Annotated in this window: 22 protein-coding genes and 4 tRNA genes; 7 read left to right on the top strand and 19 right to left on the bottom strand. The window is 67.0% G+C overall.

Annotation, left to right across the window (positions count from 1 at the left end; translation table 11 throughout):
* Positions 1–24: 24 nt before the first annotated feature.
* From ACIPVK_RS04480 to ACIPVK_RS04460, 5 genes are all read right to left on the bottom strand, one after another.
* Entirely contained in the window at positions 25–465 is a 441-nt protein-coding gene (locus tag ACIPVK_RS04480; protein WP_407610775.1) for a MaoC family dehydratase, read from the bottom strand.
* Entirely contained in the window at positions 465–914 is a 450-nt protein-coding gene (locus ACIPVK_RS04475) for a MaoC family dehydratase N-terminal domain-containing protein (protein WP_407610774.1), read from the bottom strand. The genes ACIPVK_RS04480 and ACIPVK_RS04475 overlap by 1 nt, the downstream gene beginning before the upstream one ends.
* Before the next feature lie 82 nt (positions 915–996).
* Positions 997–1,281: a hypothetical protein gene (locus ACIPVK_RS04470; protein ID WP_407610773.1), complete on the bottom strand. Its 285-nt coding sequence runs from the start codon at positions 1,279–1,281 to the stop codon at positions 997–999.
* Positions 1,282–1,313: 32 nt separating this feature from the next.
* Complete coding sequence (locus ACIPVK_RS04465; RefSeq protein ID WP_407610772.1) at positions 1,314–2,249, bottom strand: DUF2797 domain-containing protein; 936 nt, start codon at positions 2,247–2,249, stop codon at positions 1,314–1,316.
* Position 2,250: 1 nt separating this feature from the next.
* Entirely contained in the window at positions 2,251–3,192 is a 942-nt protein-coding gene (locus ACIPVK_RS04460; protein WP_407610771.1) for a MinD/ParA family protein, read from the bottom strand.
* A 118-nt stretch (positions 3,193–3,310) separates the two neighbouring features.
* Between ACIPVK_RS04460 and ACIPVK_RS04455 the strand changes: the two genes are divergently transcribed.
* Together ACIPVK_RS04455 and ACIPVK_RS04450 are read left to right on the top strand one after the other, a co-directional pair.
* Positions 3,311–4,366, top strand: coding sequence for a hypothetical protein (locus ACIPVK_RS04455; RefSeq protein ID WP_407610770.1), 1,056 nt, complete (start codon positions 3,311–3,313; stop codon positions 4,364–4,366).
* Positions 4,367–4,618: 252 nt separating this feature from the next.
* Positions 4,619–5,227 carry a DedA family protein gene (locus ACIPVK_RS04450; RefSeq protein WP_407610825.1) on the top strand — a complete coding sequence of 203 codons (609 nt, stop codon included), beginning with the start codon at positions 4,619–4,621 and terminating at the stop codon, positions 5,225–5,227.
* A gap of 70 nt (positions 5,228–5,297) precedes the next feature.
* Here ACIPVK_RS04450 and ACIPVK_RS04445 read toward each other — a convergent pair.
* The 8 genes from ACIPVK_RS04445 to ACIPVK_RS04410 form a co-directional block, all read right to left on the bottom strand.
* Positions 5,298–5,369: transfer RNA gene (locus ACIPVK_RS04445), tRNA-Thr, on the bottom strand.
* Positions 5,370–5,594: 225 nt separating this feature from the next.
* On the bottom strand, positions 5,595–6,290 hold the full coding sequence (locus tag ACIPVK_RS04440) for a VTT domain-containing protein (protein ID WP_407610824.1): 696 nt from the start codon (positions 6,288–6,290) through the stop codon (positions 5,595–5,597).
* A gap of 230 nt (positions 6,291–6,520) precedes the next feature.
* Positions 6,521–6,865, bottom strand: coding sequence for a hypothetical protein (locus ACIPVK_RS04435; RefSeq protein ID WP_407610769.1), 345 nt, complete (start codon positions 6,863–6,865; stop codon positions 6,521–6,523).
* 176 nt (positions 6,866–7,041) lie between these two features.
* Positions 7,042–7,115, bottom strand: a tRNA-Met gene (locus tag ACIPVK_RS04430).
* Between the two features lie 71 nt (positions 7,116–7,186).
* A tRNA-Thr gene (locus ACIPVK_RS04425) sits at positions 7,187–7,258 on the bottom strand.
* A gap of 174 nt (positions 7,259–7,432) precedes the next feature.
* The gene (locus tag ACIPVK_RS04420) at positions 7,433–8,572 is read right to left on the bottom strand and encodes a DUF6226 family protein (protein WP_407610768.1); all 1,140 of its coding nucleotides are present in this window, start codon (positions 8,570–8,572) and stop codon (positions 7,433–7,435) included.
* A 115-nt stretch (positions 8,573–8,687) separates the two neighbouring features.
* Positions 8,688–10,709 carry a DEAD/DEAH box helicase gene (locus ACIPVK_RS04415; RefSeq protein WP_407610823.1) on the bottom strand — a complete coding sequence of 674 codons (2,022 nt, stop codon included), beginning with the start codon at positions 10,707–10,709 and terminating at the stop codon, positions 8,688–8,690.
* A 318-nt stretch (positions 10,710–11,027) separates the two neighbouring features.
* Positions 11,028–11,717 carry an MOSC domain-containing protein gene (locus ACIPVK_RS04410; protein WP_407610767.1) on the bottom strand — a complete coding sequence of 230 codons (690 nt, stop codon included), beginning with the start codon at positions 11,715–11,717 and terminating at the stop codon, positions 11,028–11,030.
* A gap of 120 nt (positions 11,718–11,837) precedes the next feature.
* Here ACIPVK_RS04410 and ACIPVK_RS04405 point away from each other — a divergent pair, with 120 nt between their 5' ends.
* Both ACIPVK_RS04405 and ACIPVK_RS04400 read left to right on the top strand, forming a co-directional pair.
* The gene (locus ACIPVK_RS04405; RefSeq protein WP_407610766.1) at positions 11,838–12,275 is read left to right on the top strand and encodes a hypothetical protein; all 438 of its coding nucleotides are present in this window, start codon (positions 11,838–11,840) and stop codon (positions 12,273–12,275) included.
* Positions 12,276–12,335: 60 nt separating this feature from the next.
* Positions 12,336–13,523: an amidohydrolase gene (locus ACIPVK_RS04400; RefSeq protein WP_407610765.1), complete on the top strand. Its 1,188-nt coding sequence runs from the start codon at positions 12,336–12,338 to the stop codon at positions 13,521–13,523.
* A 93-nt stretch (positions 13,524–13,616) separates the two neighbouring features.
* Here the strand turns inward: ACIPVK_RS04400 and ACIPVK_RS04395 are convergent, their stop codons facing one another.
* Positions 13,617–14,774 carry a cystathionine gamma-synthase gene (locus ACIPVK_RS04395; protein ID WP_407610764.1) on the bottom strand — a complete coding sequence of 386 codons (1,158 nt, stop codon included), beginning with the start codon at positions 14,772–14,774 and terminating at the stop codon, positions 13,617–13,619.
* An 18-nt stretch (positions 14,775–14,792) separates the two neighbouring features.
* Positions 14,793–16,169: a cystathionine beta-synthase gene (locus ACIPVK_RS04390; RefSeq protein ID WP_407610763.1), complete on the bottom strand. Its 1,377-nt coding sequence runs from the start codon at positions 16,167–16,169 to the stop codon at positions 14,793–14,795.
* Between the two features lie 96 nt (positions 16,170–16,265).
* Here ACIPVK_RS04390 and ACIPVK_RS04385 point away from each other — a divergent pair, with 96 nt between their 5' ends.
* A complete protein-coding gene (locus ACIPVK_RS04385; protein ID WP_407610762.1) occupies positions 16,266–17,258 on the top strand; it encodes a DNA-3-methyladenine glycosylase family protein in 993 nt (330 codons plus the stop codon).
* A 16-nt stretch (positions 17,259–17,274) separates the two neighbouring features.
* Here ACIPVK_RS04385 and trxA read toward each other — a convergent pair whose 3' ends face one another.
* A complete protein-coding gene (trxA, locus tag ACIPVK_RS04380; RefSeq protein ID WP_407610761.1) occupies positions 17,275–17,646 on the bottom strand; it encodes a thioredoxin in 372 nt (123 codons plus the stop codon).
* Between the two features lie 367 nt (positions 17,647–18,013).
* Between trxA and ACIPVK_RS04375 the strand changes: the two genes are divergently transcribed.
* Positions 18,014–18,412 (top strand): hypothetical protein, encoded by a 399-nt coding sequence (locus ACIPVK_RS04375; RefSeq protein ID WP_407610760.1) that lies wholly within the window; start codon positions 18,014–18,016, stop codon positions 18,410–18,412.
* A 168-nt stretch (positions 18,413–18,580) separates the two neighbouring features.
* Here the strand turns inward: ACIPVK_RS04375 and ACIPVK_RS04370 are convergent.
* Positions 18,581–18,662: transfer RNA gene (locus ACIPVK_RS04370), tRNA-Tyr, on the bottom strand.
* 157 nt (positions 18,663–18,819) lie between these two features.
* Between ACIPVK_RS04370 and ACIPVK_RS04365 the strand changes: the two genes are divergently transcribed.
* A complete protein-coding gene (locus ACIPVK_RS04365; protein WP_407610759.1) occupies positions 18,820–19,308 on the top strand; it encodes a YajQ family cyclic di-GMP-binding protein in 489 nt (162 codons plus the stop codon).
* A 111-nt stretch (positions 19,309–19,419) separates the two neighbouring features.
* Here the strand turns inward: ACIPVK_RS04365 and efeB are convergent, their stop codons facing one another.
* Both efeB and efeO read right to left on the bottom strand, forming a co-directional pair.
* Complete coding sequence (gene efeB / locus ACIPVK_RS04360) at positions 19,420–20,742, bottom strand: iron uptake transporter deferrochelatase/peroxidase subunit (RefSeq protein ID WP_407610758.1); 1,323 nt, start codon at positions 20,740–20,742, stop codon at positions 19,420–19,422.
* 5 nt (positions 20,743–20,747) lie between these two features.
* Positions 20,748–21,908 carry an iron uptake system protein EfeO gene (gene efeO, locus ACIPVK_RS04355; RefSeq protein ID WP_407610757.1) on the bottom strand — a complete coding sequence of 387 codons (1,161 nt, stop codon included), beginning with the start codon at positions 21,906–21,908 and terminating at the stop codon, positions 20,748–20,750.
* Positions 21,909–22,131: the final 223 nt, after the last annotated feature.

Genomic DNA, 22,131 nt, shown 5'->3' with positions numbered 1-22,131 from the left:
GCGATGCGGGTTGGGGTGCTGGTTTCAGAGTTGCACCACGGCCTGGGCCTTGACGAGCACCTTGGTGCCCTCGACGCTGACCGTCAGGTCAACGCGCGCGGTGCGGGCCTCGGCGTCCAGCGCCCCGACGGCGCCGCTGATCTCGATGGCGGTGCCCTCGAAATCGGAGGGGTTGGACCCGTCCGGGTCGGCCACCGGGACCGGCTTGGTGAAGCGGGTCTGGTAGTCGATGACTGCCCCGGGATCCCCCGCCCAGTCGGAAACCAGCTGCACGGCCGCCCCCATGGTGAACATGCCGTGGGCGATGACGCCAGGCAGCCCGACCTCGGTGGCGAAGCGCTCGTTCCAATGGATGGGGTTGAAGTCCCCCGAGGCCCCGGCGTAGCGCACCAGGTCGGCGCGATTCACGAAGACGGTGGTGGCGCCGATGGGCTGGCCCTTTTCAAGGGTGTCGAAGTCGATCATTACTGGTCCTCTCCGCGTACCAGGAGCGAGGAAACGGTGGTGGCAACCTGTTCGCCGGACACCGTGCTGATTTCGGAGCGGGTGGTGATCATGGCCCCGCCGCCCATGGGGCGCACGGTGTCCACGTGCAGTTCTGCCAGCAGCTCGTCGCCGGCGACGATCGGCCGGTGGTGGGTGAAGCGCTGGTCGGCGTGGACCACGCGGGAGAAGTCGATGCCGCTGGCCGGGTCGGCGATGAGCTGGGCATCGGCCTTCTGCGCCACGATGATGGCGAAGGTCGGCGGGGCCAGCAGGTCCTTGTGGCCGAGTTCGGCCGCGGCGTCCAAGTCGTAGTGCGCCCGGTGGGTGGCCTTGACGGCCGCCGCGAATTCGCGGATCTTTTCGCGGCCCACCACGTAGGGGTCCTGGGCCGGGTAGGTCCGGCCCGCCAGTTCGGGATTGATGCTCATCGGTGTGTCGCTCCTGTGTGGGACGAGTTGAGGCGTGTGGGCAAGGGCAGGCGGGACCCGCCGTCGGGGCCGCCGGGGACTGCTAGGGGGTGTCTTGGGGCGCGTTCTTCGCGCGCCGGGGCGCCCTGGCCGGAACCAGGCCCTGGGAGACGCGCCAGGCCCTGGCGTCGCGGGCCCGCACCACCAGCCCGATGACGTGGGCCACCAGCCCGATGCCGATGATGCCCATTGCGGTGTACATCAGCGGGCGGTTGTGGGTGTTGGCGCCAATGAGGGCCAGGACGATGCCCGTGCCGGAAACCGCCATCGAACCGAAGGTCAATTTCTTGTAGAGCCCGGACGAGGCTTCCCAGGGGGTGTTGGTCATGACTCAATACTAATTCAGCACGGCAAATCCAGTCAGAACAGGGCGCCCTGCACCGGCGGCGAATCGGTCACATAGTCGCCCAGGGCGAGCTTGCGCCCCTTGAGCAGCGCGCCGTTCGCCACGAAGATCTCTGGTTGCCCGCCCAGCCGCACGCCCAGGACCTGCCCGGAGACCGCCGCCACCTCGAAGCCGTGGGCCGCTTCGGCCAGGGAAGCCGGGTAAGGCTGCAGGGCCTGGGCGTCGAAGCCCTCCAGCAGCTCCCGTCCCGCATCGGGGGCCTTCCAGGTTTCCTCCACGACACGCGAGCCTGCCAGGATCCCGGGGCCGAGCCCGGCGAGGAGGGAGCGCACCGAATCCGCGCTCGTCGCGTTCAGGGCATCGATCCGTGCCGACGTGTCATGGCTTTCCAGCAGGCCGCGAACCTTGGAGTTGGCCCGCACCTGCTGGGTGAGCCCCAGCCGGCCGGTCACCAGATCCTCCAGGATCCGCACGCTCGCCCCGTCGGGACACCAGGCGACATAGCGGGCGCTGATCGCCCCCTGTTCGGCCAGGCGCCGCCACTTGCTGGGGCCCGCCGCGGTGCCGATCTTGGTGGTCCCCGTCGCGAAGGTCGCCACGTAGAGCCAGTGGGGCTGGTCCAGGTAGTCGCGCAGGCCCGGGCTGGCACGTCCGGAGCGGTGGAAGTCGTGCATGGCCCGGGACTGGTCGGCTGCCTCGCAGGCGGTGCACTGGGTGCCGGTGGCGACCAGCGCCTGATCCGGACAGGGCACCAGGGTGCGGTGGGTCCGGTCCTGGATCAGTTGGTGGCCCAGGCACCAGCGCCCGGGCAGCACCGTGAAGCCGAGCCGCGTGCCCGGATCCAGGGCCGCGTCGTGGCCCCGGTGTTCGGCGTCGTCGAGCGCCAGGCGCGGGCTACCCGGGGATGCGGGCCACCGGATGCCGCGGCACAGCAGCGCGGGGTTCTCCAACTCAGTCGTGCAATGCCCCGGCCACCGCTGCGGTGGCGTGGAGCCAGGCGCGGCGTGTTGCCGGACGCAATCCCTCGAAGCGGATCTGCCCCTTGACCAGCGCCGCGTCGTAGGGAACGGTCACGACGGAGCGTGCCAGCCGGCGGAAACCGTGGGCAATGCGGTCAAGCTGCTCCCGGTTGCCGTGCGGCTGGTGCTGGGACACGATCACGACGGCGTTCTTGGCCAGCTCCGCGTAGTGCCCGCCGCGCTTGGCCAGCGCCTCCAGGAGCAGGGCCCCAGCCTCGGCGTGTTCCTCCACCGTGGTGCTGGCGATGACCAGCTGGTCGGTGTGGTCGATCATGCGCATCCAGCGTTCGGCCGACTCGTCGTTGCCCGAGTCCACGATGGTCAGGGCGAAGAACCGCGAGACGATCCCGTGCAGGGCGTCGAAGTCCGCGGCGTTGACGAATTGCTCGCTGGCAAGCAGGGTCGGGTCGGTGCGCAGCACGCTGTAGCAGTCTTCCGGCTGGTAGTGCGTGTAGTCGTGGATCACCGGATCCCCGACCTTGACCTCCTTGAGCCGGGGTGCGGCGGACAGCAGGTCCATGGAGTGGGCGGTGTGGGGCCCCTGGACGGTGCGCCATCCCAGGGTTCCGCGGGTTCCGTTGTTGTCCCAGACCAGGACCGGGTCACCGGTGTTGCGGCCAAAGACCGCGGAAAGCAGGACGGCGGTGGGGGTCTTGTTGGCCCCGCCCTTTCCGTTGACCACGGAGATGGTCTTGGACTCGGTCAGCCGGGTGCCCACGGTGCGGCGCCAATTGCGCTCCTCGACTTCCTCGGCCGAGGGCTCCATGTTGAAGCCCAGGCGCGAGAGGAAGCCGCGGAAGCCGCGCTCTGCACGGAATGTTGTCTCGTCCTCGGGGCGCAGGAACGTGTCGCGGGTTCCGGCAGCCGGGTTCATTTCCCGGAAGGCCTGGCGTCGGCCTTCCGGAGTCGAGAGGTCTTCTGCCGCGGCCGAATCGGCCGACTTGGCTGCCGGTGCCGCAGCGGCGGCTGCGGGCTTGGGGTCCGCAGGCTTCGTGGCAGCTGCGGGAGGGACGGATGCGGCAGCCGCCGGAGCGGGCTGGGACGCAGGGGCGCTCGACGGCTTCGTTGCTGCCGGTGCAGGCTTCGGGGCCGGAACGGGAGTCGGCTTGGCGGCCGGAACGGCGGGCTTCGGTGCAGCGGCGGCGGGTTTGGCGGCTGCCGCCGGCTTTGCGGCAGGTGCGGGGGTCCCCGTTTTGGCCGGTGCGGGTGTTACTGCCGGCTTCGCCGCGGATGCGGGTGCGCCAGGCTTGGCGGCCGGTGCCACGGTTGCGGCAGGTTTCGCCGCGGAAGCAGGTGCAGGGGCAGCGGGCTTGGCGGCCGGTGCCGCAGCGGCGGACGGCTTCGCCGCGGAAGCGGGTGCGACAGGCCTGGCGGCCGGCGCAACGGTAGCGGCGGGTTTCGCCGCAGGGGCAGCGGGCTTCGCCGCCGGTGCAACGGTAGCGGCAGGCTTCGCCGCGGCCGCAGTTGCAGGTGCAGGTGCAGGTGCAGGTGCGCCAGGCTTGGCGGCCGGTGCCGCGGTGGCGGCCGGCTTCGGCGCGGATGAGGGTGCAGCAGGCTTGGCCACGGATGCGGGTGAAGCAGGCTTGGCCGCGGTTGGCGCCGGTTTCGGGTCGGGCTTCGGGACGGCCGGCGGCACACCACCCGCAGGCTTGTCCGCGCTCTTGGTATCGGCGGCCGTTGTCGGTACTGGTTTGGCCGGTGCGGACGCAGGCTTCACATTTCCCGGCGTTACCGGACCCGGCTTTGCCGGTGGCGTATTGGAGACACCGCTGACCGAGGCGGCTGTGGGCGCGGTTTTCGCACTTGTTGCTCCCGGTGATTGCACCGGAGCGGCAGTGGCCTGCCTGCTCGCCGTAGCCGGGCTTACCGCGGCTTCGGGAACGGCATCGAATTCATCAACTTCGCCAGGCTTTGAGACAGCCTTCTTCGGTTCTTCCTTGGTCTTTTGCTGCGCAGCCAGTTCGGCTTCGCGAGCGCGCCGCAGTGAAGCACGGGTCGGGAACTCTTGGTTGAAGTCCGCTTTCGGCATGTGCTTCGTCCTCTCCTGAAGGGTCATGGTCGTCGAGAGCGAATGACCCCAAAGAGTCCCGCCCAGGAGGTCGGGCACACATGATTGCGGCTTTCGCACTTCGTCAATCCTATCGGGCAACCCATGTGAACCGTCGGATTGATCGCGGCGGGTGCCAAAGTAGGAAAAGGGAAGTGACGTCGTTAGCCTTGGAAGTGGACGCTCGAATTCACTCTTGGGGGCCCGGGACATTCGATGAACAGGAACGCTTTTGGACTCTATTTCCACCGCCTTGGACGCCCTAAGCGGCTTCATCCTTGCCGCTGCCGGAAACCCACTTTCGTATCTGATGATCTTCCTCTTTTGCGCAATTGATGGGTTCTTTCCACCGGTCCCCAGCGAATCGCTGGTCGTGGCGTTGGCCTCCTTGGTGCCCACACAAGGGAATCCGAATCCATGGATCCTGGGAGTGGTAGCCGGACTCGGAGCCTTCGTCGGTGACAACGTGGCGTACCTTCTGGGACGGTCCATCGGCACCGACAAGTTTTCCTGGATGCGTCGGAAACGGCTCCAGCATGCCTTTGCCTGGGCCGGCTATGAATTGCGGCTTCGCCCGGTGTCCCTGATCCTGGTCGCCCGGTTCGTTCCCATTGGCCGTGTCGCGGTCAACCTAGTGGCAGGGGCGACACGATTCCCCCACCGGACCTTCATCATCCTGACGTGTTTTTCCAGCCTCGGATGGGCTACCTATTCGGTTCTGATCGGGGTCCTTGCCGGGCAATGGTTCGAGGAACACCATCTGTTGGGAATCGTTGTGGCAGTGGCCGTGGCCATCGGCCTGGGAATCCTCATCGACCGGATAGTTTCCCGGGTCAGCGGAAACACCTCGCTGCGGAAGTAGCGGTCCAAAAGCCAAATAAAAAACCGCGGTTGCACCCATTTCCTGGGCGCAACCGCGGTTTCTTTTTCCGAGCCCCCCACCGGAATCGATCCGGTGACCTCGTTCTTACCAAGAACGCGCTCTACCACTGAGCTAGGGGGGCAACGAGAAAATACTCTACCCAATAACCGATGCAAAATGCACATCGAAAACCGCCCACATGACCAATGCCACACTTTCGCCGGTCCTGCGCCGGCCCGGCCACGGACCGGGCGACGCCCCCTGCTCCGCCTTGCGCTGCCTGCTCCACGGCCGGGAGGGCAACGAAATCGAAGACAGCTCCCGCCCCGCCGCGGATTCGGCCCCATGGCGAATCCCTAGCCGCTTCCTATCCGGCGGCCCTCTTGCGTCGGCCGGCCATGATCATTTCAACGCCGATCGGAATGACCGACAAGAGCACAATGACGATGAAGATCAGGTCGATGTTCTCCCCGACCCATTCATACTGGCCCAGCCAGAATCCCAGCAATGTCACTCCGACACCCCACAGCAGGGCACCGAGCAAGTTGTACAGGACAAAGACCCGGTAGCTCATGCGCGCGACGCCAGCGATGACGGGAACGAAAGTCCTGACGATGGGCACAAAGCGTGCCAGCACCACGGCCCGTCCACCGAACCGTTCGAAGAACGCGTGTGCCTTCTCCACGTATTCCTGGCGAAAGAGGCGTGAATCGGGCTTGTTGAAGATCGGCGGCCCGGCCTTGCGTCCAATGAGGTAGCCGGTCTGGTCCCCGACAAAGGCCGAAACAAATATGAGGGCCGCAAACATCGGCAGGTTGACATCCAAGGTCCCCGTGGCGACCAGCAGCCCTGCGGTGAAGAGCATGGAGTCGCCGGGCAGGAAGAATCCGACCAGCAGCCCGGTCTCGGCAAACACGATGCCGCAGATGAGCAGGATCACCCAGGGGCCGAGCGCTGGATCGCGAAGGAAGACATCGGGATTCAGCCAGTCCGGCAGAAAACTGGCGGTGCTGGGCCGAACGAGTGCTGCGGCAAGCGTTGCCTGCAAATTTGCAAGTGGAATCACCGCACCACCCTATGGCATCGCGGTGTTCCCACAGCCCGTCACGGCCCGGCCACGCGCTTTTCCCAGCCGATTCACGGCGGGACGCTGTTTCCGACAGGTCCGGGCCCGGGCTTGTTTTGCGACGCGGCTTGGCATCCCAGCTCGTCGCCGACCCGCCCACGCACCAAACCGGCTACCGGCCCAGGCGAAAGGGCGAGTGCCCCAAGCACTTACCGCCCCCCTCCGGGCTATGGCGACGGGTGCGACACATCGGGGTAGTCGTCCGGATGGGCCATCATGAATTCCCAGCGTCTGGCGATCTCGGCATCGGTGGGCCGCAAGATCCTGTGCACCACATGGAGCGCGGGAATCAGCAGCAGCACAAACGTGAAGAACGGCACGAACACGGCGGCGGCCGAGTCAGGACGCAGAAAGGCCAGCATTTTGGCTGCAACCAGGGAGACCACAATGCAGGTCGCGGCGACGCACCCAAGCAGGCGCGCAGCTTCCTTGGCCGTGAGCGGCCACGCCTGGCGCTCGAGGCCAAATGGCTGGACGTAGTAGCGGTCCAGCGGGCGCTTCCGAATCCCCATGGCCTATCTCCTCGCCGAGGATTGATGTCCTTTAAGTCTGGTTTCGTCCGCCCCGAAGGTCAAGCGTCGCTCGTCCTTCGCGACAGACTGGATGCACCCCCCCGGCCGGTTTCCAGCGGCGCATTGCGGGCGCACAAAAAATCCCCGCCTTCACCAGGAAGACGGGGATCAATCTGTAGCGGCTCCGGGACTCGATCCCGGGACCTCACGATTATGAGTCGTGCGCTCTAACCAGCTGAGCTAAGCCGCCACGAATGGTAAAACCCGCGTCCGCGTCCGATTCTCTTTCGAGCCGACTAAGACGCGGGCCATTCCATTCAGAGCCCCCCACCGGAATCGATCCGGTGACCTCGTTCTTACCAAGAACGCGCTCTACCACTGAGCTAGGGGGGCAACGAGTAAGAACTCTACCAGCAATTTTCTGCGCTGTGAAATCGGGATGCCACTTTGTGACCGACCACACAAAAGTGGCCGGAAGGGGCAGGTCAGACACCGATTGGCGACAGGTTCCGGTGACCTAAATCACCGGGGCTTTTCGGGTCACGGGGCAGCCGGTGGCAGCACCCTTCACGGCAGTGCCCGCAATGGCCACGGGTGCCAGCCACCGGGCACCTTTTCCAGCATGCTTCTGGCCGCGTCAAGGTCCACGTCCGGTCCGGCGACACCTTCCCCGCCACGGGTTGAGCTCCCGTCGGGCGAGACCAGCCGGAATTGGAGCCAAGGCTGGCCGCCGACGTCGTATATGCGCTCAGCGAATCCCCCGGCCGCGACGCCGAGCACCAGGGTCTCCAGTTCGTCGCCGGCACTTTGCAGCGTTTCGTCGCAGGCATCGCAGCCGCAGGCGGGAAGAACGAAGTCGTGCGCGACACCGGCGAAGACCCGCACGGTCGGTTGCCTCCCTTCGGTTCTCGACTCGAGGCGCATGGTTGCGGCCAGGGGGTCCGCGGGAACCAGGGTGATGCGCGTGCCGTCCTCCGGTTCCGCATCCTCGCGCCGCAGTTCATAGGTGTCCTCGAGGTGTGCGGCCAGCGCCAACACGATCCGACCCAGCTCGGCAAAGCGCTCGGGGTGGCTGATGCGTTCGTAGCTGGCTTCCGGGGTTTCCCCGTCCGTCCAGCGGCGTCCGTAGTCGATGACGACGCCGCCCTCGTCGCGGTAGACGGCTTGCTCCAGAAGCGGGCGCCGGTATGGAGTGGGCACGGCCTCGAGGGGGCGCGGAACCGGATTGAGCGGCGCCAGCTTAGGCACAACCTGGGCAAACCACTCGTCCAGCAGCACCGCGGCCCGCTCCACCGCCTGGCCACCGCCCCGGGCCACGGCATCGATCATCATCCGCGGATCATAGAACCGGTCGAACGCGCCGACCATCATCTGCCCCGGAGTCGTTGATTGCCACCCGGCATCCTCCCTACCCTGGGCCACGGCGTTGCCCAGGAAGATCTCCGCGGCCAGCCGCAAGCGGCCCGCAGGCTCCAGTGCCTGCCGGTGGTCGTGGATGAAATGCAACAGTGCCGCCATGTCGCGGGCCAGCCGCACCGGGTCCTCGCCCTGGTTCCGGGCATAGGCGGCGAAGTCCTCGTAGCCCGGATAATGCCTGATGCCCACCAGCTCGACCTCCGCGGCAAGATCGGCCGCGGAGCCGGGGACCAGGCGCGTGGTGGGCCGGGTGCTGGCCGCGGCATCGAAGACCGGTGGTTGGGTGTCCATGCCCGGAGCCTACCAACCAATGCGGATGCCGGCGGTAAACAACAAGACCCCCGGCGGCGGCGTGCCCCTGCTTCCAGGATCACGCCCCCACCGGGGGTCATTGTCTATTCAGTGCTTAGTAGTCGCGACGACGCGGGCCACCGGTGCCACCGGCGGTGCGGGGCTTGCGCGAGGAGCCGCCGAAGCTGCGCTCTCCGCCACCGGCGTTGCCGCGGTATCCGCCGCGCTCGCCACCGGCGTTGCGGTCGTAGCCGCCACGGCCGCCTTCGGTGGAACCACCCTCGGTGCGACGGTCGTTGCCACCGCGGTAGCCACCGCCGCCACCGCTGCGTGCGCCACCCTGGTAGCCGCCGCCACCGCCACGGCCTCCGCCGTAGCCGCCGCGTCCGCCACCCTGGTAGCCGCCTTCGCGGCCACCTTCGCGGTCGGACTTCGGGCTGCGGCCGTTGTCCAGCTCGAGGTGGATCAGCTCGCCGCCGATGCGGGTGCGGGAGAGCGAGCGCAGCTGCTCCGAGGAGAGGTCTGCCGGCAGTTCCACCAGGGTGTGGTCGGCACGGATGTCGATGCCGCCGATCTGGGCGGAGGTCAGGCCGCCTTCGTTGGCAAGTGCGCCAACGATGGAGCCGGGCATGACGCGCTGGCGACGGCCCACCGCGAGGCGGTAGGTGGCGTTGCCTTCGGTCAGGGCGCGGGACGGGCCGCGGGAGTTGAAGCCGTCACGTCCGCCGCTGGCCAGGCGTGCCTGCTTGGCCGGGGCAACCGGGAGTTCCTGCATGAGCAGCGGGCGGCCGCCCTGTGCCATGTGGGCCAGCGCCGCGGCGATCTCGACCTCGGTGATGTCCTCGTGCTCGGCGGAGTACTTTTCCACCAGGTTGCGGAAGACCGTCAGGTCCTGCGAGGAGATGGTCTCGCCGATCTGGTCGGCGAACTTGGCCAGGCGCTTGTCGTTGACGGCGTCGACGCTGGGCAGGTGCATGAGCTCCACCGACTGGCGCGTGGCCTTCTCGATGGCACGCAGCAAGTACTTTTCGCGCGGGGTCATGAACAGGATCGCGTCGCCCGAGCGGCCGGCACGGCCGGTGCGGCCGATGCGGTGCACGTAGGACTCGGTGTCGTGCGGGATGTCGAAGTTGATCACGTGGGACACGCGCTCAACGTCGAGGCCGCGGGCCGCGACGTCGGTGGCGACCAGGATGTCGATCTTGCCGTCGCGCAGGTTCTCGATGGTGCGTTCGCGCTGCTGCTGCGGGATGTCGCCGTTGATGGCGGCGGCGGTGAAGCCGCGGGACTTGAGCTTGTCGGCCAGGTCCTCGGTTGCCATCTTGGTCCGCACGAAGGCGATGACGCCTTCGGAGGACTCCGATTCCAGGATGCGGGTCATGGCATCGAGCTTGTGGGCTCCCATGACCTGCACGTAGCGCTGGCGGATGTTGGTGCCGGTCGAGGTGTTCGACTTGACCGAGACCTCCTGCGGGTTGCGCAGGTACTGCTTGGAGATGCGGCGGATCGAGGACGGCATGGTGGCCGAGAACAGCACGACCTGCTTCTCTTCCGGGGTGGCCTCGAGGATCTTGTCGACCTCTTCGGCGAAGCCCATGCGCAGCATTTCGTCGGCCTCATCGAGGACCACGTACTGCAGGTCCGACAGGTCCAGGGAACCCTTGTTGATGTGGTCGATGACGCGGCCCGGGGTGCCGACGACAACCTGGGCGCCGCGGCGCAGGCCTGCAAGCTGCGGGCCGTAGGCGGATCCGCCGTACACGGGAAGGACGGTGAAGTCGCCCATGTGCTTGGCGTAGGAGGTGAAGGCCTCGGCGACCTGGAGCGCGAGCTCGCGGGTCGGTGCAAGGACCAGGACCTGGGTCTTGCGGGCGGTGCCGTTGAGGTCGGCAAGTTCTGCCATCTTCGACAGTGCGGGAAGGGCGAACGCGGCGGTCTTGCCGGTGCCGGTCTGTGCAACGCCGACGACGTCGCGGCCTTCGAGCAGCAGCGGGATGGTGGCTGCCTGGATCGGGGAGGGCTTTTCGTAGCCCAGGTCGGAGACGGCGGCGAGGACGCGGCCGTCGAGGCCCAGGTCGGTGAAGAGAATCGAATCTTCTTCGGTCTTGGTTTCGGCGGTGGGCTGGTTTTCGGGCATGTCAGAAGACAAGGAGAATTACCTCATTCATAGGGGCGGAATAGACCCCGTATCAACGAGGTTCCGCAGCACAATCGGACGCAATCACTTTGGTCCGGCGACTCCCCTATGAAAGCAACAACCCGCATTGTTTTGCGGGCTCACACACGACGAGCTTCTGCCTCAAGAATTGGGCAGAATGCGAGGGAAGCCGGATACAGTGAACACCTAATACTATCGTCCCGCACGTAACTTGGGGGACTTTGCTCCGGTGAGGTTGCGCACACGGCCCGCACAACCGGTCTATGATGTGCCTCGATGGCACATTTTGTGCCCGGGTTACTGCCCCGTTTCGGGCTCCGGCAGCGTGCGCAGGACCTTGGCCGGCAGTTCCCGGCCGGTGGCTTGTTGGTGGTCCAGCAACCGCCGGGCATGCTCCGGGGTGGGCCCGACGAAGATGTCCCGCACCCGGACGCCGTGCCCGGGCCGAGAGATCACGGCGACCGAATCCCCGGCAGCGATCTTCCCGGTCCGGATGACCTTCAGGAAACAGCCGACATCGCCGCGTTCGGTGAAACGGCGAACCCAGTTCTCCTCCCCCAGGTGCCGGGCGAAGGTCGAGCAGGGAATCCGCGGGCTGGTGACCTCCAGGACCACCGCCTTGCCGATGGCCCAGCGCTCCCCCACCACCGCGTCGCTGGTCTCGATCCCGGATACCCGCAGGTTCTCCCCGAACAATCCCGCCGGGATCTCCTTGCCCAGTTCCCCGCCCCAGCGTTCGGCCTCGGCCTGGGAGTAGGCGTAGACCGCCTGGTCGTGGCCGCCGTGGTGTTCGCGGTCCACCTGCACGTCGGCGTACAGGCCCATCTTGCGCACCTTGACCGGACCGTCGATCGGGCGCTTGTCGATGGCCGTGGTGCCCACAGCCCCGGCGTCCGGCTTCAGGGCATGGACGACACACACCGCATCCAATGTGCCGACGGCGACGGGCTCGGCTTCGGGGTGGTCCATGGCGGGGGAAATGCTCATGGGATAAATCCTATAAGAGGTGCGCCACCTCGCACGGCGCGCCACGGAATCCGCCGTGCGGCGTTCTTCGGGTAACCTGCGGTGCATGGAGAAGCCCGAAAACAATCCCGTGGACGCCGCGTGAAAAACCCGAAGCCCGCGCTCCCGGCCTCGCTGCGTGCCGCCCGCTGGTGGTGGACCGCCGCCGCCCTTTCCGCCCTCGCGTTCGCCGGCGGATTCTTCCTCAACGCCGCCGCGCGCCCCGGCAACGAGGCCCCGGGCTTCTGGGGCGCCGGCATCGCGCTGGTCGGGCTGGGCCTGGTCATCGGATTCTGCACCTTCCAGCTCTGGCGCGGGAAGCTCGCCGGCCGGATGTCGCTGATCTGGTGCGGGATCATCGTGGGCATCCCGCTGCTGACCCGCGGTGTGCGGGTGGGCATCTTCGGCGCACTGCTGCTGGTGGGCGTGGCCCTGCTCTTCAGCCCGGGCACGGTCAAGCACTTCGCCCCGCAGTCCAAGGCCGCCCGCGCGCAGCGAAAGGCAGAGCGCCAGAGCCGCAAGCGGGAAAACGCCGGCTGAGCCAACGCGTGCCCGCCTGCGGCTGTGTCCGTGGGCGGCGATTCATGGAAGAGTGCCTTCATGAGTACTTTTGCCATCACCAATGCGTTCATCGTGCCCATCGCCGGGGAGAAATTCACCGGCACGCTCATCGTCAAGGACGCGGTGATCACCGCCCTGGGCGCCGATCTTCCGATCCCGGAGGACACACCGGTCTTTGATGCCGAAGGTGCGTGGCTGCTGCCCGGTTTCATCGACGCACACGTCCACCTGGGCATGCACCCGGAGGGCGAGCACGAGGCCGGGTCCGACGTGAACGAGATGACCGACCCGAACATGGCCGCGGTGCGTGCCCTGGACGCCATCGACCCCTTCGACCCGGGCTTCGACGACGCCCTGTCCGGCGGGGTGACGACCGTGAACGTGAACCCCGGGTCCGGGAACCCGATCGGCGGGCAGACCGTGGCCATCCACACCCACGGGCGCTACGTCGATGAGATGGTGCTGCGGGCCCCCAGCGGCATCAAGTCGGCCCTGGGCGAGAACCCCAAGCGCATCTACGGGGCCAAGGACAAGACCCCCGCCACCCGGCTGGGCACCGCGATGGTGATCCGCCAGGCGTTCATCGAGGCACAGAACTACCTCGCCGCCAACGACCCGGCCCGACGCGATGCGCGGCTCGAGGCCCTGGGCATGGTGCTGCGCCGCGAGATTCCCTGGCGCCAGCACTGCCATCGCGCCGACGACGTGGCCACGGCCCTGCGCCTGGCCGCGGAGTTCGGCTACGAGCTGGTCCTGGACCACGGCACCGAGGCCCACGTGATCGCCGACGTGGTGGCGGAGCGGAACGTGCCGGTGCTCATCGGCCCGCTGTTCACCACCAAGTCCAAGGTGGAGCTGCGCGGACGCTCGCTGGCCAACCCGCGCCGGCTCGCCGAGGCCGGCGTCGAGATCTCCATCATCACCGACCACCCGGTGGTCCCCATCAACTTCCTGATCCACCAGTGCACGCTGGCGGTGAAGGAGGGCCTGGACCCGGTCACGGCGCTGCGGGCCGTGACCATCAACCCGGCGAGGGTGCTGGGCCTGGCCGAGCGCCTGGGCTCGCTGGAGACCGGCAAGGACGCGGACCTGGTGCTGTGGAGCGGGGACCCGCTGGACGTGATGTCCCGGGCCCTGCGCGTGTGGATCGGCGGAAAACAGGTCATGGAATACGACGCCGCGACCCGCACCCCGGTGGTGGCCCCGCGCAAGGTCGTGCCCGAATAGGCGCGCGTCGATGAGACGGCACCACGGCGAAGGGCCGTGGACGGGCATCGAATCCCCGTCCACGGCCCTTGCGCGCTGCGTTTTGCCGCGAGCCTATAGCTTAGCGAAGGCCTGCTCGAGGTCGGCGATCAGGTCCGCCACATCCTCGATGCCCACCGAGAGGCGCAGCAGGTTCACCGGCACGGCCAGCTCGGTGCCCTTCACCGAGGCGTGGGTCATCTCCGAGGGGTAGTTCATCAGCGATTCGATGCCGCCCAGGGACTCGGCCAGGGTGAACACGCGGGTGGACTCGGCCACGGTGCGCGCCGCGTCCTCGCCCCCGGTGAACTGCACCGAGACCATGCCGCCGAAGTCACGCATCTGCGCCTTGGCCAGCTCGTGCCCCGGGTGCGATTCCAGGCCCGGGTAGTGCACGGCCTCGACCTCGGGGCGCTGTGCCAGCCACTGTGCCACGGCCATCGCGTTTTCCGAGTGGGTGCGCATGCGCACGCCCAGGGTCTTCAGCCCACGGGTGGTCAGGAACGCGTCCATCGGGCCGGAGACCGCGCCGACGGCGAACTGGATGAAGCCGATGGCCTCGGCCAGCACCGGGTCCTTGACCACGATGGCCCCTCCCACGACGTCGGAGTGCCCGCCGATGTACTTGGTGGTGGAGTGCACCACCACGTCGGCACCCAGATCCAGCGGCTGCTGCAGGTACGGGGAGGCGAAGGTGTTGTCGACCACCAGCAGGGCGCCTGCGGCGTGGGTGATCTCGGCGATGGCCTTGATGTCGGAGATGCGCATCATCGGGTTCGACGGCGTCTCGACCCAGACCAGCTTGGTCTTGTTCGCCGCGATGGCCGCCTTCAGCGCCGCGTGGTCGGACATGTCCACCGGGGTGTTGCCGATGCCCCAGCCGCCGAGCACCTTGGAGATCAGCCGGTAGGTTCCGCCGTAGGCGTCGTTGCCCAGCACGATGTGGTCCCCGGGTGCGGCAAGGGCGCGGATCAGCGAGTCCTCGGCGGCCAGGCCGGAGGAGAACGAGTAGGCGTGGGTGCCGTTTTCCAGCGCGGCGAGCTGCTCCTGCAGGGCGTCGCGGGTGGGGTTGCCGCCGCGGCCGTACTCGTAGCCGGCGCGCAGGTTCCCGATGCCGTCCTGGGCGTAGGTCGAGGAGAAGTGCAGCGGCGGGACCACGGCCCCGGTGCGCGGCTCGAAGGCCTGGCCGGCGTGGACGGCGCGGGTGTTGAATCCTTGGATGTTTTCAGTCATGAAAGGGAGCCAACTTTCTTAGTGGGTGAGGTAGGTCAGCAGGTCGTGGCGGGTGATGACCCCGACCGCTGCCCCGTCGTCGGTGACCAGCAGGGCGTCGTGCTTGGAGAGCTGCTCCTTGGCGCGGTCGATGGTTTCGTGGATGCCGATCAGCGGCAGTGCGGCGGTGACCAGCGGGCCGACCGGGTCGGTCAGCGCGATCTCGTTGCGGAAGAGCTTGTCGGTCAGCGTGCGCTCGTCGATGTAGCCGCGCACCTCGCCGATGCGCACCGGCGGTTCGGCGGAGAGCACCGGCAGGGCCGAGACGCCGTATTCGTTCATGATCGCGACCGCGTCGCGGACCGTCTCGTTCATGTGGGTGTGGACCAGGTCCGGCAGGTCGCTCGGCTTGGCGGAGAGCAGCTGGCCCACGGTGTCGGCGGTGTCGTCGCGCAGGAAGCCGTAGGAGCGCATCCAGGAGTCGTTGAAGATCTTGCCCAGGTAGCCGCGCCCGCCATCGGGCAGGATCACCACGACGACGGCGTCGGCGGGCAGGTCCTTGGCCGCCTGCAGCGCGGCGACCACCGCCATGCCGGAGGAGCCGCCGACCAGCAGGCCCTCCTCCTTGGCCAGGCGGCGGGTCATCGCGAACGCGTCGGCGTCGGTCACGGCGATGACCTCGTCGGGCACCGAGGGGTCGTAGTTGCCCGGCCACATGTCTTCGCCGACGCCCTCGACGAAGTAGGGACGGCCGGTGCCGCCGGAGTAGACCGAACCGTCGGGGTCCGCGCCGATGATCCTGACCGGACCGGAGGCGCGGTCCGCGGAGATCTCCTTGAGGTAGCGGCCGGTGCCGGTGATGGTGCCGCCGGTGCCGGCGCTGATGACCACGTGGGTCAGCGTGCCGTCGGTGTCGTTCCAGATTTCCGGGCCGGTGGACTCGTAGTGGCTGTCCGGGGCGGCGGGGTTGGAGAACTGGTCCGGCTTGTAGGCGCCGGGGATCTCGCGGACCAGGCGGTCCGAGACGCCGTAGTAGGACTCGGGGGAATCGGGGGCCACCGCGGTGGGGGTCACCACGACCTCGGCGCCGTAGGCGCGCAGCACGTCGCGCTTCTCCTCGCCGACCTTGTCCGGGGTGACGAAGATAGTCTTGTAGCCCTTGAGCTGGCCGACCATGGCCAGGCCCACGCCGGTGTTGCCGCTGGTGGGTTCGACGATGGTGCCGCCGGGCAACAGCTTCCCGTCGGCCTCCGCGTTTTCCACCATCTTCAGGGCGATCCGGTCCTTGATGGACCCTCCGGGGTTCAGGTATTCCAGCTTGACGAGGACGGTGGCTTCGACGCCGGCGGTGACCGAATTGAGCTTGACCAGCGGGGTGTTCCCGATCAGGTCCAGGACTGTGCGCGCATACTTCATGGCGCTCACTCTACCGGCGCCCCGTCACATTCAGGACGCCGTTCGTAGTGATTCTTCATGCGCTGGAGGGGACGGCACCGGTGAGAGTATGGAAGCATGCCCGATTCCCCCGCGACCCCGCCGCCGGCCTGCGACGCCCGGGCTTCCTGGAAGCCGCACGGCCCGTATTCCCTGCGCCAGTCCCTGGGCATCCTGCAACGCGGCGCCGGCGACCCTGCCACCCGGGTCGGGAACACCGGCGCCTGGCTGTGCTTTCACACCCCGACCGGTCCCGTCACGCTGCAGGCCACCCGCTCGGCTGGGATCGACGCGGAGGTTTTCCTCAAGGCCTGGGGCCCGGGAGCCGCGCATGCGGTGGAGCGCGGCCTGCACCTGCTGGGCGCCTACGACGACTGGAGCGCCTTCGATTCCCCGGAAACCAGGGGCCTGTTGCACCCGACCGTGGCCCGCAGCCGGAAATCCAATCCGGGGCTGCGGCTCCCCTCCACGGGGCGCGTCTTCGATGCCCTGCTTCCGGCGATCCTTGAACAGAAGGTCACGGTGCTCGAGGCCAACTTCGCCTGGCGCTACCTTTGCCTGGCCGTCGGCGGATTGCCTCCGGGCCCGGCCCCGTCCGGCATGCGCCTACCGCCGACGCCGGCCGCCGTTCGTTCGCTGCAACCGTGGCAATGGCACCAAGCGCGCGTGGACTCGAAGCGTTCCGCCACCGCGCTTCGGGCAGCGGCGGCGGCCGGCGCCCTTGAACGTTGGGCGTTGATGGACCTGGGTGCCGTGCGGGAGAACGCCATGGGTGCCGGTACGCTGGCCGCGGCGCTGGAATCGCTCCCCGGCGTGGGTCCGTGGAGCATCGCCGAGGTCCTGCAGCGCACCCATGGTGCCGCGGACCATGTCTCGGTGGGCGATTACCACTTGGCGGCCTTCGTCGGGCAGGTACTCACCGGCCGCCGGGTTGACGACGCCGGGATGCTCGACTTGCTGGCGCCCTTCTCCGGCCACCGCCAGCGCGTGGTTCGCCTGATCGGGCTGTCCGGGCAACGCAAGCAGGCGTTTGGCCCGCGCCTGGCGCCGATGGACCACCGGCGCCGCTAGGGCGCCGGGTCAAAAGCTACTGGGCCTGGGCTTCCTGCTCGGCGATCTGCGCATGGACATGCTGCATGTCGATGCCCTTGACGGCCACGACGAGGTCGTCGAGCTGCGAAGCGTTCATTGCGCCGGGCTGCGAGAAGACCAGCACCTTGTCGCGGAAGGCCATCAGCGTGGGGATGGAAGTGATGTTTGCTGCGCGCGCCAGCCCCTGTTCGGCCTCGGTGTCCACCTTGGCAAACTTCACGTCGGGGTATTTCTCTGAAATGTCGTCATAGACCGGGGCAAACTGGCGGCAGGGTCCGCACCACGCCGCCCAGAAATCCACGAAGACAATGTCATTTTCTTCCAGCGTCGTCGTGAACTCAGACTCGGTGATATTGATAGTAGCCATGTACCAACGGTACCGCGTGAAGCCGGACTCGCCGCAGTCGGCACCCGGCCGTTGGAGTCCCCGCGCCGGTTCCATGCCCCTGGAACCACCACACGTGACAAGTTATCCACAACTTTCACGGGCAGCGCCCACCGGTGCGAGCGCGTCCGTATGCTCAAGGAAATGCCACAACCGACCAAGGAGGCGGCCATCCACCAAAGCACCGGGCGAAGCGCGGGACTTGTGTTCCCCTCCGGTTCGCCAGCCAGGCCCCGCGTACCCCATGCGTACGCCGGGCTCCACGGACAACAGGAAGGATGCATCCCGACCCGGACCGCGTCGAGACGGATGCGGGTCGGATGCCAACACGGAAATGACACGCTGCACCTTGTTGCTGATTACAACCGGGGAAACCGGGCGCAAGGCCCTCTCCGAAGGAATGCTGCTGGCGGAGCGCTACGTCGACGCGCTGCCCATGGATTTGGCCATCGTTGAATCCACGCCCTTTGCGGTTGCCCCCGCGATGCGGATCCAGGAACGGGTTTCTTTTCCCGTCCCGTTGGAAGACACCACGGCCGCGGCCACGGCCGTGGGACCGCTGCAGGCCATCTGGAACGGCAAGCGGTGGCTCACGCCCGGCTCGTGCCCTCCCCGTCCTTTGGACGACAACGGTGCGACCGAATGGCAGTGGGCGCACTATCACGCAGTGCTGTCGGCCCCACGGGATTCAATCATGTTGCTCTGGGACATTTACGTGGTCCCGATGAGCGAAAAGATGGCCGCCTGAACTTGGGCGGCGGGAATTGCACGATGGGATGTCGAGTGGGTCGCATCCCGACTGGAAGTCCCGCCACCCAACCCCAAACAACGGCCCCACCTGCGCCAAGGTGGTCCGGGCATGAAAAAAGCCCGTGTTCAAATCTCTTGGATTTGAACACGGGCTTCGTTCATTCGGTGGCAGATACTGGATTCGAACCAGTGAAGGCGTTGCCAGCTGATTTACAGTCAGCCCCCTTTGGCCGCTCGGGTAATCTGCCGAATTGTTCCCTTCGGAACGAGTAGAAACTCTACATGACTTTTTCCCAAGAGTACAAATCGAGGGTTCGTCGGCGCGTCAGCTGCCGGGTTCTCGGGCTTTTGGGACGCCCCGGTACTCTTGTAGGCAAAGCACAATCACTACCCAAGGAGGCTCACATGGCGAGCGATTCAACTTTTGATGTTGTCAGCAAGGTAGACAGCCAGGAAGTGTCCAATGCGCTGAACCAGGCGCAGAAGGAAATTGTCCAGCGCTACGATTTCAAGGGCATTGGCGCCGAGATCGACTTCAGCGGCGAGAAGATCCTGATGAAGGCGAACTCCGAGGAGCGCGTCAAGGCCGTTCTCGACGTGTTCCAGTCGAAGTTGGTGAAGCGCAACATCTCGCTCAAGTCGCTGGACGCGGGAGAGCCCTTCGCCTCCGGCAAGGAATACCGCATCGAGGCATCCATCGTGGAGGGCATTGCCCAGGACGTAGCGAAGAAGATCAACAAGCTGATCCGCGACGAGGCGCCCAAGGGCGTAAAGTCCACCATCCAGGGTGACGAGCTGCGCGTTTCCTCCAAGTCCCGCGACGACCTGCAGGCCACCATGGCCCTGCTGCGCGGCTTTGAGGATGCGGACCTGCAGTTCGTGAACTTCCGCTAAGCGGACACCACGACGGCGCGGCTCGGCCGCAGACAACGGGAGGCCTTCACCAGCACTGGTGACGGCCTCCCGTTGCATTCATGGCGGGCACACCTGCCGGATTCCCCGCAGTCAGCCGAACAGGGTCTGCCCAAGGTACTGACCCTCCTGCACCCCCGGCGGGACGGCAAACAGTCCGGAGCCCGTGTGCCTCAAGTACTCGACGAGCGCGTCCTTCTTCGCCATGGCGTTTTGCATCGGCACGTAGTGCGTGCGCGGGTCCACCACGAAGGCAATGAAGAACAGCCCCGCGTCCAGGCGGCCCAGTCCGTCGGACCCGTCGGTGTAGTTGAATCCGCGTCGCAACATCTGCGTGCCTTTGTTGGCCGACGGGTGGGCCAGCGCCACGTGCGAGTCAACCGGCATGACCGGACCACCGCGGCCCGCCATGGCAAAGTCCGGTTCGGAGAATTCGGTGCCTCCGGACAGCGGAGCGCCATCTCGCTTGGTGCGGCCGAAGATGTTCTCCTGCTCGCGCAAGGAGGTTCGGTCCCAGGTTTCGATATGCATGCGGATACGTCGGGCCACCAGGTAGGTTCCGCCGTTCATCCATGCTTCCCGGCCGGTGGCGCCGCTGACCCAAACGTGTTCGTCCAGGGCCTTTTGTTCCTCCGCCTTCAGGTTTGCCGTGCCATCCTTGAACCCGAACAGGTTTCGCGGGGTCGCCTGGGCGGTGGACGTCGAGGAAGTGCGGCCAAAGCCGATCTGGGACCAGCGCACCCGGGCACGGCCAAAGGCAATGCGTGCCAGGTTCCGCACCGCGTGGACAGCAACCTGCGGGTCATCCGCGCAGGCCTGGACCACGAGGTCTCCACCGCTGCGGGCCTCCTCCAGCGCGTCCCCGGGAAAATGGGGCAACGCAATCAGGGCCGCCGGGATCTTGCCGCCTAACCCAAAGCGGGGGCCATTTGCGTCCTCAAAGAGGCTTCGGCCGAATCCGACGGTGATGCTCAGGTTGCTGGCCGAAAGGCCCAGTGCCTCGCCGGTGTCCTCCGGCGGAGCGTCATAGCTTCCCCCGGTGGCCCCGAACTCCCCCACATCCACACCGCGCATCAGGTGTCCGATGGCATCCGTCCAGTCACCCAGAAGGGCAACGAGCTCTTGCCTGCTTTCAGTGGTGACGTCGAAGGCGGCAATGTGCATCCGATCCTGCGCCGGGGTGGCGATTCCGGATTGGTGGGAACCGTGGAATTCGACGATGTCGGCAACGGGATCGGCGGCGGCCTGCGCCCCGGCCAGTTTGGCCTGCGCCAGGGCACCGGCGGCGATCCCGAGACCGCCGGCCCCCGCCGCGACAAGCAGGGAACGCCTGCTGGGTGCGGCCTTGGAGGCCCCAGTGACAGTGTCCCCGTATTCGCCGGAGGCTCCCCCGGCGACCTTGTTCCTCCCAAGCATGATCCCTACTTCACCACGGCAGCGGTCAGCTTGGAAAGGGGTTCTGCCAGCGCGTCGACCCCGGCGCTCAGTTCCTGTACCTGCTCCTGGCTCAGCTGGTCGTAGTACACGAATCCCTCGCCCTTCTTGTGCTGGTCAAGGAGCTTTTGCAGGGCGTCAAAGTTCTGCTGCAACGAGCTGTCGAGTTCCGCGTCGGAATCGGCGAGCAACGGCTTAAGGTCCTCGTAGGCGATGCGGGCACCATCGACGTTGGCCTGGAAATCCCAAAGATCGGTGTGCGACCAGATTTCCTCCTCGCCGGTGACCTTCCCGGTGGCAACCTCGTCGAGCAATTCCTTGGCCCCGTTGGCGAGCTTGTCAGGGGTGTAGGTCAGCTCGCGGGTGCGGTCGTAGAGCTCCTGAGTGTCGGCGACCATCTTGGTGGCGAGCGCGGATCGTTCGGCGTCGCCCATGGCCTTGTATCCGGAGGCCGGCGGCCACAGGTCCTTCTCCGCTCGGTGCCAACCGGTCCAGTCCTCCCCCGGCTCCAAGTCCGCCTCGCGGGCGTCCAGGATCGGGTCGAGGTCGCCGAAGGATTCAGCGACCGGCTCGATGCGCTCCCAGTGCATGCGCACCGCGGGGTAAAGTTCCTTGGCTGCGGCCACGTCGCCGTCGGTGAATGCCTTGGCAAAATCATGGGTGCCGGCCACCAGCTGCTCGGCCTGGTCCTTGACGTAGGCGGCGTAGAGCGTGACGGCCTGCCTTTGCTTCTCCGCCCTGTCGGTGCTGACAGTCTGCCCCTCCGGCGCGGCGGTGAGGACCATGGCGGCGCGGATGCCGTCGCCCACCATCCCCGGCTTGCAGGCGGTGACGTATTTGCCCTCCGGCGCCACCACGATCAGGTCGCGCGTCAGCCCGGGGCCGATGTTTTCCACCTCGCCAATGACTCGAAGCCCGTCCTCGGCCAGCAGGTAGAACTCGGTGACCTGGTTGCCCTCGTTCTTCACCCTGAACGTGACGGTTCCGCCGGGTGCCGTGGCCGTGGAGAGCGTGCAGGCGTCTGCGGTGCTGGTGACCTGGACGGCCTCGTCCACCTCGGCCTCGGGGGCAGCGCCGGCACAGCCGGCGATTGGCAGGACGGCCAGGGCAAGGACCGCCGTGAGCCGAAGCGAGCGAACGGGTTTCATGGAATTCCTTGTCATGGAGAACGAGCGTTCCTGGTTTCAGGCCGTGACCGTTGGCGAGGTGATGCCCCCTTGGCTCCATTGTGGGTGCGAACTGCACGGAAATAAAGCTTCCCGGAGGCATTGGTGCCAGGCAATGCGGACCGGAGGGCAGATCGTCGTTGGCGGCAGGGACATCCCGGGCATGAAAAACGGCCCCGGGCCATTGCCCGGGACCGCTTGGGGT

It is taken from the genome of Paeniglutamicibacter sp. MACA_103, from assembly GCF_045798555.1.
Classification (GTDB): domain Bacteria; phylum Actinomycetota; class Actinomycetes; order Actinomycetales; family Micrococcaceae; genus Paeniglutamicibacter.
The sequence above is the reverse complement of the archived record's forward strand: the minus strand, read 5'-3'. Positions and strand labels throughout refer to the sequence as shown.